Genomic DNA, 12,688 nt, shown 5'->3' on the forward strand with positions numbered 1-12,688 from the left:
ACCGGTCGGATCACGCATCAGTCTGAGGAGATTTTTCATGGCGCAATTCATCAATCGGCGTGAAGACGTCGTTACCGAGGCGATCGACGGGGTGCTGGCTCTCTCGGGCGGTACGCTGACCCGTCTCGACGGCTATCCCCATATCAGGGTCGTCCTGCGCAGCGACTGGGACAAGTCCAAGGTGGCGATCGTCTCGGGCGGCGGCTCTGGCCATGAGCCGGCCCATGTCGGCTTCGTCGGCAAGGGCATGCTGACGGCCGCCGTCTGCGGCGACGTTTTTGCCTCGCCGAGCGTCGATGCCGTGCTCGCCGGAATTCTTGCGGTAACAGGCCCCGCCGGATGCCTCCTCGTCGTGAAAAACTATACTGGCGACCGGCTGAATTTCGGCCTTGCCGCGGAGCGGGCGCGGGCTTTCGGCCTCAACGTTTCCATGGTGATTGTCGGCGACGACATCGCGCTGCCCGAGCTGCCGCAGGCGCGCGGCGTCGCCGGCACGCTCTTCGTGCACAAGATTGCGGGTGCTCTTGCGGAAAAGGGGGCCGACCTCGACACGGTCACCGCCGCCGCCAGACATGTCATCGCCCGCACGCACTCCATCGGCATGTCGCTCGACACCTGCCGCGTGCCGGGTTCGCCGAAGGAGGATCGCATTCCCGAAGGCAAGGCCGAACTCGGCCTCGGCATCCATGGCGAAGCCGGTGTCGAACAGATCGATTTCGCAGGCGCACGCGCCTCCGTTTCGATCATGGTCGACCGGCTGGCCGCCGTCATGGGTGAAGGGCAGCACGTGGCGCTGATCAACAATCTCGGCGGCGCCTCGGTGGTGGAAATGTCCGTGCTCGCCCATGACCTTCTCGGCTCGTCCATCGGCGCAAAAATCACCCACGCCGTCGGCCCCGCACCGCTGATGACCTCGCTCGACATGCAGGGTTTCTCCATCTCCGTCCTCTCCGCCGATGCGGCCGAACTGGACCTGCTGAAAGCCCCCGTGCCGATCGCCGCCTGGCCCGGCGTCTCGGAAATCCGCCCGATCGCTATCGCCGCGCTGCCGGATGGCCTGACCCCGATCACCCCGATGGCCTCCGGCCATGCCGCGACGCGTGCCTTCGTCATCAATTGCTGCGACGTCCTCATCGCCGCCGAACAGGACCTCAACGCGCTGGACGCCAAATCCGGCGACGGCGACACCGGCTCGACGCTGGCAGGCGCCGCCCGCGCGCTGATCAACGCCATCGATCGCCTGCCGCTGTCCGATCACACCCAGCTCCTGCGCGCCATCGGCCAGGAGCTTAGCCAAACTATGGGCGGATCCTCCGGCGTGCTGCTCGCCATCTTCTTCGCGGCGGCCGGCGACGGCGCATCGAGTGGCTTGCCGATGCGCGAGGCGCTCCGCGCGGGTCTCGCCCGCATGCAGGAAATCGGCGGCGCGCGGGCCGGCGACCGCACGATGGTCGATGCGCTTGCGCCCGCGCTCGAATCCCTCGGCCAGAGCGTTGCCGCCGCCGCGGCGGCAGCCCGCGAAGGAGCGAATTTCACGGCAACCCTCACCCGCGCAAAGGCCGGGCGCGCAGCCTATATCAACGCCAGACAACTCGAAGGGCACATCGATCCGGGCGCCGAGGCCGTGGCCCGGCTCTTCGAACATCTTGCGCGCTGACTGAACGTCCGCCCTTCGCCGGCCGCGATCCTATCGCGCCGGCGTGGCGTGGGGGGCCGTTCGTTTCCGATAGAGGATAGCCGCATGTCCGTTTTGCGGACTGCGTGGTTGACGCCAAGCCACGCCATGCGGCGGATCAAGCCAAAGATCCTGCCGAGTTTGCGCGGCGTATTCGGCCCCGATCCGATACGCATCGCCGGCGAGAGACGGGAGGCCGTCAGTCTTCGCCGATCAGGCCGTCAAACACCTCCAGCATCGCGTCGACGATGGCTTGGCCGAGCGCATTGGCAGCACCGGCAATGGCCTCATCGCCATCTCCTCGCGCGGTAAGAGCGAGAGCGCCACCCTGTTCGGCAACAATGGCCGCAGCGCGTTCGATCGCCCATTGGGCGAAATCGCTGCGGTTTGCGATGGTCGTCGTTTCCTCGATCGGCTCCATGGACTTCTCTCTGGTCTTCATTGTCAGGGTGTCGGCAGGAAGGACACAGTGCGAAGTCAGCGCAAGCGCCTGGCACCCCCGCCTAGAATAGCGATTCGGCACCATACGGCAGGGGATAGCAGCCTGCACCTGGATAAATGAGGACGCGACGACGGCAGTGGATCAGGCCTTATAGGCTCTCAATTCGCGGGGTCGCCGTAGATCTCACCGAAGAATGCTGACCTGTCGTCGTTCCGGTCATGTTGAATACATAACATTGATGTTGACTGATGTGGCATACATAACATAGCCTCCGCATTGTGTCTGACGGCACGTTGGATTTGGGGAGGAGAAAAAGATGAACTTTTGGAGCAGGCCCCGCATGCGGGCCATGGGTTTGACATTGCGCGGCGCGACCTTCCTGGTTGCCGGACTGATTGCTTTTGAACCCGCCTTGGCGGCCGACGTCATTCGTGTCGTCTCGCCCTACCAGACGACGACCCTGGACCCGATGCGTTCGGCGGCGGCCGGCAACATCGAAACCTATGGCCAGCTCTATTCGCGCCTTGTTCGGCGCAATTCGGAGACCGGCGTCCTGGAGCCAGGACTGGCCGAGACGTGGGAAGTTTCCGGAGACGGCAAGACCTACACGTTCCATCTGCGTGACGCGCAGTTCTCCGACGGTTCGCCGATCACGGCTGCCGACGTGGCCTTCAGCCTGGAACGCATCCGGGGCGACAAGAAATCGGCTTATCCCGCGCCGCTCAGCTCTGTGGAATCCGTGACCGCCGCTGATCCGAAAACCGTGGTCGTGCAGCTCAAATCGGCCTTCGCGCCGTTCCTCGGCAACGCCGAAATCTGGAATATGGGCATAGTTTCCAAGGCCGATGTCGAGAAGCGCGGCGAGGAAGCAGCGTTCGCCACGGTGCCGGTCACATCCGGCCCCTATGAGGTCAAGCAGTGGAAGCCGAACGAAAAGCTCGTTCTCGAACCCAATCCGCACTACTGGCGCAAGGGCTATCCGAAGTCGGACGCAACCGTCGAGCTGATCGAGATCGCATCGCCTGAAACCCGTATCGCCATGCTGAAGGCGGGCGAGATCGATGTCGTCCGGGCAGTGCCGTGGGCGCAGATCGACGATCTGAAGACGGTCGAGACGATCGATATGCGGCTCGAACCATCGACCACCATCTACATGACCCTGCTCAACCACAAGCGTGAACCCTTCTCCAACCTGCAGGCACGGCAGGCCGCAGGCATGGCGATCGACAACGAAGCCATGGCCAAGGCCATCACGCGTGGTTATGCCGAACCGGCAAACACCACGCTGCCGGGCAGTGTCGATTTCCATGACAAGGACTATCCGGGCATTCCCTACGATCCTGCCAAGGCGAAGGAACTGCTCGCCGAGTCCGGCATGGCGGGGCACGAAGTAAAAATCCTGGCGACCGCCGACGCGCCGTCCCAGCAGACAGCGCTGCTGATCCAGGCGCAATGGCAGGCGATCGGCCTGAAGCCCGTCATCGTCAATGTCGACGGTGGTGCCTGGTGGGATGCCACCGGCAAGGGCGACTACGACGCCGCAGCCAACTGGTGGTACAACGAGACACCGGACCCCGACCTTGCCGTGCGCTGGGCCGTGTGCGGAACCTGCGGCTCGAACTCCTACAACACCTTCTATGCCAATCCGAAGGTGGATGCGCTCGTGGAGGAGGGCACCAAGGAGGTCGATCAGGCCAAGCGGGCGGAAATCTACAAGGAAATCCAGAAGATCACCACCGACGAGGTTGCACAGGTTCCTCTTTACTACGCGCCGAATGCGGTCGCGTACGCGAAGCGTCTCGAAGGCCTCAAGCTGACGCCATCGCTGCAATGGACCCTGGAAGAAACGACCATCGGCCAGTGAGCCGCCTCAAGCGCGCCCTGACAGGGGCGCGCCCTTGACGCTCGAACCGGAGAACCGGATTGTCTCTTCTGCAACTTATCGCGCGGCGCCTGCTGCAATTGATCGGCGTTCTGGCCGGCATCAGCCTCGTGACGTTCCTGCTGGTGCATATGGCGCCCGGCGATCCCGCGCGGCTTCTTGCCGGGGAGAGGGCGAGCGCCGAGACCATTGCCGCGATCCGCTCGCAATATGGGCTGGACCTGCCGCTCTGGCGGCAGTTTCTGACCTATCTCGTCAATCTGCTTTCGGGTGACATCGGCCAGTCCCTGCGCTTTCAGCGGCCGGTCAGCCAGCTCATCGAACAGTTCATGTGGCCGACGCTGTTCCTCACCGTCTATGTCATCTGCCTCGCCATCCCGCCGACGGTCGCGCTCGCCATCCTCGGCGCCCGCCGGCCCGGCGGCATCGCCGACCAGATCATCCGGCTGGTCGGCATTGCGGGCCTCACCATCCCGGTGTTCTGGCTGGGTATCATGATGTCGCGTTTCTTCGGCGTCAGCCTCGGCTGGTTCCCCGTTTCGGGCTACGGCACGGGCTTCACGGGGCATCTCCATCACCTGTTCCTGCCGGCGATGTCGACGGCTATCTGGCTGGTGCCGGTTCTGACGCAGAGCCTGCGCGCCGCCCTCATCGAGAAGACGACGGCCGACTTCGTGACCGCCGCCCGGGCACAGGGCGCGACGGAACGGCAGATTTTCTGGCAAACCATGTTGCCGAACGCCGTGCTGCCGACGCTCAACCTGCTCGGTGTCATGGTGGCCTTCATGATCGGCGGCGCCGTCATCGTCGAAACCGTCTATGCGGTACCGGGGCTCGGCACGCTGATGGTCAACGCGTTGCTCGGGCGCGACTACTACGTCGTGCAGGGGCTGACGCTGGTCTTTGCGGTCTCGACGGTCCTGATCACGCTGCTGGTGGATTTGCTGACCGCCTTCATCGACCCGCGCGTCCGGTTCTGAGGAAATCGCACATGGCTGACACCCCCGTTCTGGCGCAGATCGCGCCGCCCGCCCGCAGAATCACCCCTACCATGCCAGTTGCGCTCGCCATCCTGTTCGGATGGCTGATGGTGGCGCTGACGGCTCCGTTGATCGCGCCCTATGATCCTGATGCCATCGACATCGTCAACATGCTCTCGCCGCCGGGCGCGGCCCACTGGTTCGGCACGGACCAGGTCGGGCGCGACGTCTTTTCGCGTGTTCTCTACGCAAGCCGTGTCGATCTGCTGCTGTGTTTCGCCGGCGTGCTGCCGCCCCTTCTGATCGGCACGACCATCGGGCTGCTGAGCGGCTACTTCGGTGGTGTCGTCGACAATGTGTTCATGCGCATCTACGACTTGACCGTCGCATTTCCCTTCTTCGTGCTGGTGCTGGCCATTGTCGGCGTGCTCGGGCCGGGGCTTCTCAACTTCATCCTCGCGCTGGCGCTCGTCGGCTGGGTCAGCTATGCGCGGCTGGTGCGGGCGCAGGTGCTGACGATCCGTGAAAGCGAGTATATCCAGGCGGCCAAATGCCTCGGCTACCCGCCGAGGGCCATTCTCAGCCATCATGTGCTGCCGAACGCCGTCGGGCCTGTCATCGCTTATGCGGTCAGCGACGCGGTGCTCGTCATGCTGGCGGGCGCAAGCTTCGGCTTCCTCGGCCTCGGCGCACAACCGCCGCTCGCCGAATGGGGCGTCATGATCGCCGACGGGCAGGCATTCGTGCAGCAGGCCTGGTGGATATGCCTGTTTCCGGGTCTCGCCGCGATTTCGCTCGGCCTCGGTTTCGCCTTGCTTGGTGATGGGCTCGGACAGATACAGCGCAGGGGAGTTACGGCATGAACGGCCTGGAAACCGGCAAGCCGCCGCTGCTCGAAGTCAAGGACCTGTCCGTCAGCTTCGGCGATTTCGAAGCGGTCAAGACTGTCTCGTTCACGCTCCAACCGGGCGAAATCCTCGGTATCGTCGGCGAAAGCGGTTCGGGCAAGTCCGTGACCTGCCGCGCCGTGATGCGATTGCTGACCGGTGCGGCCCGGGCGCAGGGCAAGGTGGCGCTCGATGGGCAGGATCTGCTGGCGCTCGGCGAGGAGGAACTCTGCGCCATTCGCGGCCGCGATATCGGCATGATCTTCCAGAACCCGGCCTCGCATCTCGATCCGCTGCGCCGTATCGGCCAGCAGGTCGCGGCCCCGATGATCCGCCATCTCGGCCTCGGCAGGCGCGAGGGCCTGCGGCGCGCAGTCAAGCTGTTGGAGGACGTCGGCATCCGCGAGCCTGAAAAGCGCGCGCGCTCCTATCCGCACGAGTTCTCGGGCGGCATGAAACAGCGGGCGATGATCGCCGCCGCCATCGGCTGCCAGCCGAAACTGTTGATCGCAGACGAGCCGACGACGGCCCTCGACGTCACCGTTCAGGCCCGCATCCTGCAACTGCTCAAGGAGCTCAACCGCAAGACCGGGCTGGCGATGATCCTCATTTCGCACGATCTCGGCGTCGTCGCGGATATCTGCTCGCATGTGGTGGTGATGCGCAATGGCGAGGTGGTGGAGCAGGGGCCGATCGATGACGTCATCAACCGGCCGCGCCACGCCTATACCAAACTGTTGATCGACTCCCAGCCGGGCCGCAAGACCTATGGCACGGCCGATCGCCCGGATCGGGGCGCGCCGCTGCTCGAAGTCGAAAACCTCTCGGTGTCCTTTTCCTCCGGCAAGGGACTGTTCGGGGGACTGGCGGGAAACAGCAATTCCTTCCGCGCCCTCGATGGCGTCGATCTCACGATCAACGCGGGCGAAACGGTTGGCATCGTCGGCGAAAGCGGCTCCGGCAAGAGCACGCTCGCCCGCTCGATCATCCGCCTCAATACGCCGAGCGGCGGAGCGATCCGCCTGGACGGGCAGGATGTCGGGGCGCTTGGCGGCGAGGCGCTGACGGCCTTCCGCCGCCGCGTGCAGATGGTGTTCCAGAATCCCTACGACTCGCTCAATCCACGCCTGACGATTGCCGAGGCGGTCGCCGAGCCGATCTGGCGACATGGCCTTGCCGATCGAAAAGCGGCGCAGAAAGAGGCCGATGCCCTGCTGGAAATGGTGGAATTGCCGCGCAGCCTGCGGGATCGCAAACCGCGCCAGCTCTCCGGCGGGCAGTGCCAGCGCGTCGGCCTTGCGCGGGCGCTGGCACTGAAGCCGCAATTGCTCATCGCGGATGAAATCACCTCGGCGCTCGATGTGACGACACAGGCACAGATCCTGGAACTGCTGGTGAAGCTCCAGCGCGAGCGGTCGCTGACGCTGCTCTACATCTCGCACGATCTTTCCGTGGTCAGCAGTTTCTGCCAGCGCGTCTATGTCTTCAAGGCTGGGCGCATCGTGGAGGAAGGCGTGGCGCGGCAGGTTCTGTCCACGCCACAGGATCCCTATACGCAGGCGCTGGTCGGTTCTCTGGCCAGGCTGCCGTCTTTACAGACAACCCCCAGTGCAGAACCGGTGTCGATCCATGCGACTTGACGAATATACAGCCCATGACGGAACCAGCCTCGCCCGCCTGCTGGCAAAGCGCGAGGTTACGCCAGGCGAGCTTGGCCATTGCCTTAAAGAGGCCGTTGCGGCGGTGAACCCCACGCTGAATGCTGTCATCGAACTCTATCCCGATGCACTGGAAGGCCTGTCGGAGACCGCCGCCGCCGGACCGTTCGGTGGCATTCCCACCTTGACCAAGGACTTTCCGATCGAAGCCGGGCGGCCAGCGGAATTCGGCAGTCGCCTAGCGCAGGGTTTTCGCGCCGCCCAGGATGCCGTCTACTGGACACGTCTGCGCAAGGGTGGATTGGTCAACGTCGGACGTACGACCAGTTCCGAGTTCGGTGTGCCGGCGACCACGGAATCGCCGCTCTACGGCGCGACCCGCAATCCGTGGAACCCGGAGCGCGGCGTTGCCGGATCGAGCGGCGGCGCGGCTGCTGCCGTCGCGGCGGGCATCGTGCCGTTCGCGCAGGGCAGCGACGGCGGTGGATCGATCCGCAATCCGGCCGCGTTCTGCGGTCTGATCGGCCTGAAACCTTCGCGCGGCCGGGTCACCGGCTCTCCGAACGCGAACGCGCCGCTTCTGGGGCTGGCAACGGCGTTCATGCTCACCCGTTCCGTGCGCGACACCGCCGCGCTGCTTGACTTGTGCCATGGTCCGGATGCCGGCGACGGATATGAAATCGCGCCGCCGGTGGGCATCTATCTCGATGCCATGCAGCGAACACCCAAGGGGCTCCGGATAGCCCTGTGCCTACGCTCATGGTCCGGCGTCCAGATCGACCCGGACGTGGCGGCGGCGACAAGATCGGCGGCGGAACGGGTTGCGTCTCTTGGCCACCATATCGATGAAGTCTCACCGGACTTCGACTATCCCGCCTTTCTTCATGCCCAGAAAGTCATCTGGGCCGCGGACGCCGCCGCAAACATGCCGGCGATGGCCCAGCGCATGAACCGAAAGCTCGAGGAGGCACTCGGCGCAAGCGTCTACGCACTGTACCGACGGGGCTTGGGCGTGAGCGGCGCGCAACTCATCGAGGCGCTTGCCGTCTATGACCGGACGACGCGGCAGGTCGGCCGTTTCATGACCGGATACGATCTGTTGCTGACGCCCACCAGCGCAATCCTGCCGGAACCGATCGGCACCTTCGATCCCAATCGTGCGGGCATCGATGCGGACGGCGTGTTCAATGATCTTGCGCCGAAGGAGACCTTCACCGCATTGTTCAACGCCACGGGGCAACCCGCGATCTCCCTGCCGCTTGGACGCAGCCGGGATGGTCTGCCCATCGGTATCCAGCTTGTTGCCCGTTTCGGACGGGAGGACCTGCTGCTTGCGGCGGCGCGGCAAATCGAGGAAGAGGTGGAAAGCGCGCCCGGCATCTGGGGGCAGGGGCGTCCGGCCATCCATGCAGGCAATTTCTAGGAGGCTGTCACTGTGGCGAAAGCGCGAAACGGCAAGGATGCCAAGGGACCGAACGGCGCTGAGGAGAAGATCGACATCGACGCGCTCCTGCGCGCCCGCATGGCCGATTTTTCGCCCTCGGAGCAGAACCTAGCAGCCTACATCCTGGACAACATCCAGATGCTGCCCTTCGAGACCGGCAGCAGCATTGCGCAGGCCGTGGGCGTCAGCGAAATGACGGTCACACGGTTCGTTCGCGGCCTCGGCTTCGAGAACCTGCGCGACCTCAAGAACCGGTTGCGCGTGGCGGTAACGGAGAAGGACAGCGAAGTCGACGACTATATGGCTCGTTTCCAGATGCGCGAGGGCCCGCAGCAGGTGCTGCAGGAAAGCCTGCGGCTGGAACTCGACGCCATCGTGAAGGCCTATGCCTTGACGACCACCGATGTGTGGGACGAGGCGGCGACCCTGCTGGTGAAGGCGCGCACCATCTATGTCGTCGGTTTCCAGGCGTCGAAAGGCCTTGCGCTGGATTTCGCCAGCCGCCTGCTATGGGCCCGCTCCAACGTGATCTTCATCGACAACGCCTCGGGCACGTTCGGTGAGATCATCAACGCGGATCCGAAGCAGAGCGTCGTCGTTCTGGTGGACACGGCCTCCTATGCCACGCGTGGTATCAAGCTGGTGGAGATGCTGAAGTCGATGGACATGCCAATGGTCATCGTCACCGACAAGTTCAGCCATTGGGCCTTTGCCTATACACGCTTCGTCTTCGAGGCCCATACGCATGTGAAGACCTTCTGGGATTCGACGGCGAGCCTGAGCGTCGTGCTCAACCTGATGATCGATGCGGTAGCCACCAAGCTCGGCCCGAAGGCCAAGCGCAACTTTTCCATGATGAGCGACATGGGCAGCCTGTTCGGAGAGTTCGTCGGCGGCAGCTATCTTCGCCGCAACGACTGATCGAGGCGTCGCTCCAAATCGTCAAACGAGAGTAAACCATGACCAGCATTCCGCCATTCCGTGATCCGGCCGCTCCGGGCAACCCCGTCATCCCGCGACAGGATTGGGACCGCGCGCCCTGGAACCGCTGGACCTTCCAGCATGTCCGGGACATGGTGCCGACCACGCAGGTCTGGCGCGGGCAGGGGCCGGCGAGCCTGTTGCCGAGCAACGTGCAGGATATCGACGCCATTCCCTTCGAGGCGGACGGATGGCACGGCACCATCGGCGGCTTTCTCGAAACGAGCTACGCCGATGGCCTGCTCGTGCTCCATCGCGGCACGGTCGTCGCCGAGCGCTACCTGAACGGCATGACCCCGCACACGCAGCACCTGTCGCAGTCGGTCGCCAAGTCGATCGTCGGCACACTCGCCGGCATCTTGATCGGACGGGGCCTGGTCGATCCGACCGCCCCGGTCACGCACTACCTGCCGGAACTGGAAGCGACGGCCTATCACGGCGCGACGGTCCAGCACGTACTGGATATGACCAGCGGCGTGCTTTTCGACGAGACCTATACCACGCTCGATTCCCACATGGCGCAGCTGGATGCCGCCTGCGGCTGGAAGGAGCGCTGGAACCCGAACTGGCCGGCGCATGTCTGGGGCCTGATCCTGTCGCTGCAGACGCTGGAGTGCCCGCATGGCGCCTCCTTCCGCTATCGCTCGATCGAGACGGATGTCCTGTCCTTCGTGCTGCAGCGCGCCGCCGCAACACCGCTTGCGGAGCTTGTCAGCCGCGAATTGTGGGCACCCATGGGGGCGGAGGAGGACGCCTATTTCACCGTCGATCCGGCAGGCTACGCCCTGGGCGACGGCGGCTTCAATGCCACCCTGCGTGACTATGGCCGTTTTGCCTTGCTGCATCTTCGCGGCGGCGAGATCGACGGCCGGCGCGTGGTTCCGGCCGAATGGATCGCCGGGACGCGCTTCGGCGCTGACCCGACGCTGTTCGGCGGCATCTATCACGATGTCCTGCCCGAAGGCGCCTATCACAACCAGTTCTGGATCGAGGACAGCACACGCCGCGCGTATATGGCGCGCGGCGTTTTCGGGCAGCTTGTCTATATCGACCCGGAAGCGGATTTCGCCGCGGTCATCCTGTCGAGCTGGCCCGAATTCGTCAGCACGGCGCGGACACGGACGGCGCTTGCGGCCGTCAGGGCAATTCGTCTGGCCTTGTCCGTCTAGACGCGATGGACATGCCGACGCATCCCTGACCCCATGATCATGACGGGCGGCCTAGATGCCGCCCATGCAGAGATACTTCATCTCCAGATAATCCTCCAAACCGTGTCTGGAGCCCTCGCGCCCCATGCCCGATTGCTTGACGCCGCCGAAGGGGGCGGCTTCGGAGGACATGCGGCCCGTATTGATGCCGACCATGCCATATTCCAGCGCTTCGGCGACCCGCCAGACGCGGGAGAGGTTGGAGGCGTAGAAATAGGCAGCAAGCCCGTAGATCGTGTCGTTGGCCTCGCGCACCACCTGGTCGGCATCCGTAAAGCGGATGATGGGGGCGAGCGGCCCGAAGGTCTCTTCCTGTGCGATGCGCATGTCGCGGGCGATCCCGGTGAGCACGGTGGGCGCGAAGAAGGTGCCCGTGCCATCGATCCTCCTTCCGCCGCAATGGATGCTACCGCCCCGTTCGACCGCATCGGCGACATGCGCCTCGATCTTGGCGAGCGCCCGCGTGTCGATCAGCGGGCCGATCGCCACATCAGGGTCGAACCCGTCACCGACGCTAAGCGTCTTGACGCGTGCGGTGAATTTTTCGGCGAACGCGTCATGCACGCCCGCCTGCACGTAAAGCCGGTTCGCCGAAACGCAGGTCTGGCCGGCATTGCGGAACTTTGCCTGGATGGCGCCGTCGACGGCGGCATCGACATCGGCATCGTCGAAGACGATGAAGGGGGCGTTGCCGCCAAGCTCCAGGCTGAGCTTCTTCACCTGATCGGAACACTGCCGCATGAGCAGGCGGCCGACTTCCGTCGAGCCGGTGAAGCTGATCTTGCGCACCTTGGGATTCGTGCAGAGCTCCCGCCCGACAGCGTCTCCCTCCGAAGCATAGACGAGGTTCACCACGCCGGCCGGGAAACCGGCTTTTTCCGCAAGCGCAAACATGGCGCCGGCCACCAGCGGCGTCTGCTCCGCCGGCTTCAGCACGACCGTACAGCCGGCCGCCAGCGCCGGAGAAATTTTTCGTGCGACCATCGAGGCTGGAAAATTCCAGGGCGTGATGGCGCCGACCACGCCGATCGGCTGTTTGATGACGATCATGCGCCGGTCGCGCGAGGGCGCCGGGATGGTCTCGCCATAGATGCGGTTGGCCTCCTCCGCATACCATTGCAGATAGGCCGCCGCATGCGAGACCTCGGATTTCGCCTCGGCCAGCGGCTTGCCCATCTCGGCCGTCAGGATGGCAGCAAGGTCGTCCGTATGCCGCACGATCAACTGGTGCCAGCGCCACAGCGTATCGGACCGTTCGCGCGCCGTGCGGGCCGCCCACTCGGTCTGCGCCTCGGCGGCGCGGTCGATGGCGGTTCGTGTCTCCGCAACCCCCATATCCGGGATTTCTGCAAGAAGCTCGCCGGTCGCAGGATTGAAGACCTCGAACGTCGCGCCGCCCGCTGGTAGGCCAAGCCATGCCGGGTCGGCAATCGTTTCGAACAGATCCCGGTTCTCCAGGCGGCGAATGAGATTTTGCGTCAGGGCCACGTGGCATCCTCCAGGTCAAGACAGTCCTTGGCGAAGAGATATG

At 64.5% G+C, this 12,688-nt stretch carries 10 protein-coding genes; 8 read left to right on the forward strand and 2 right to left on the reverse strand.

The window, feature by feature from the left end; all coding sequences use genetic code 11:
* Positions 1–37 precede the first annotated feature (37 nt).
* Entirely contained in the window at positions 38–1,657 is a 1,620-nt protein-coding gene (locus MUO32_RS04315) for a dihydroxyacetone kinase subunit DhaK (protein ID WP_257946989.1), read from the forward strand.
* A 217-nt stretch (positions 1,658–1,874) separates the two neighbouring features.
* Here MUO32_RS04315 and MUO32_RS04320 read toward each other — a convergent pair whose 3' ends face one another.
* The gene (locus tag MUO32_RS04320; protein WP_257946990.1) at positions 1,875–2,117 is read right to left on the reverse strand and encodes a hypothetical protein; all 243 of its coding nucleotides are present in this window, start codon (positions 2,115–2,117) and stop codon (positions 1,875–1,877) included.
* A 316-nt stretch (positions 2,118–2,433) separates the two neighbouring features.
* Between MUO32_RS04320 and MUO32_RS04325 the strand changes: the two genes are divergently transcribed.
* From MUO32_RS04325 to MUO32_RS04355, 7 genes are read left to right on the forward strand one after another with little or no spacing between them, the layout of a single operon-like run.
* Positions 2,434–3,981, forward strand: a complete 1,548-nt coding sequence (locus MUO32_RS04325) for an ABC transporter substrate-binding protein (RefSeq protein ID WP_257946991.1) — start codon at positions 2,434–2,436, stop codon at positions 3,979–3,981.
* Between the two features lie 59 nt (positions 3,982–4,040).
* The gene (locus MUO32_RS04330; protein WP_257946992.1) at positions 4,041–4,979 is read left to right on the forward strand and encodes an ABC transporter permease; all 939 of its coding nucleotides are present in this window, start codon (positions 4,041–4,043) and stop codon (positions 4,977–4,979) included.
* Between the two features lie 11 nt (positions 4,980–4,990).
* Positions 4,991–5,842, forward strand: a complete 852-nt coding sequence (locus MUO32_RS04335) for an ABC transporter permease (RefSeq protein ID WP_257946993.1) — start codon at positions 4,991–4,993, stop codon at positions 5,840–5,842.
* The gene (locus tag MUO32_RS04340; protein ID WP_257946994.1) at positions 5,839–7,506 is read left to right on the forward strand and encodes an ABC transporter ATP-binding protein; all 1,668 of its coding nucleotides are present in this window, start codon (positions 5,839–5,841) and stop codon (positions 7,504–7,506) included. Before MUO32_RS04335 ends, MUO32_RS04340 begins: the two co-directional genes overlap by 4 nt.
* Positions 7,496–8,947, forward strand: coding sequence for an amidase (locus MUO32_RS04345; RefSeq protein WP_257946995.1), 1,452 nt, complete (start codon positions 7,496–7,498; stop codon positions 8,945–8,947). Before MUO32_RS04340 ends, MUO32_RS04345 begins: the two co-directional genes overlap by 11 nt.
* A gap of 12 nt (positions 8,948–8,959) precedes the next feature.
* Complete coding sequence (locus MUO32_RS04350; RefSeq protein WP_257946996.1) at positions 8,960–9,889, forward strand: MurR/RpiR family transcriptional regulator; 930 nt, start codon at positions 8,960–8,962, stop codon at positions 9,887–9,889.
* A gap of 38 nt (positions 9,890–9,927) precedes the next feature.
* Positions 9,928–11,118, forward strand: a complete 1,191-nt coding sequence (locus tag MUO32_RS04355; RefSeq protein WP_257946997.1) for a serine hydrolase — start codon at positions 9,928–9,930, stop codon at positions 11,116–11,118.
* Between the two features lie 51 nt (positions 11,119–11,169).
* Here MUO32_RS04355 and MUO32_RS04360 read toward each other — a convergent pair whose 3' ends face one another.
* A complete protein-coding gene (locus MUO32_RS04360) occupies positions 11,170–12,600 on the reverse strand; it encodes an NAD-dependent succinate-semialdehyde dehydrogenase (protein ID WP_257947168.1) in 1,431 nt (476 codons plus the stop codon).
* Between the last annotated feature and the right edge of the window lie 88 nt (positions 12,601–12,688).

Origin of the sequence: Shinella sp. CPCC 101442, from assembly GCF_024704725.1 — a bacterium.
Lineage (GTDB): Bacteria > Pseudomonadota > Alphaproteobacteria > Rhizobiales > Rhizobiaceae > Shinella.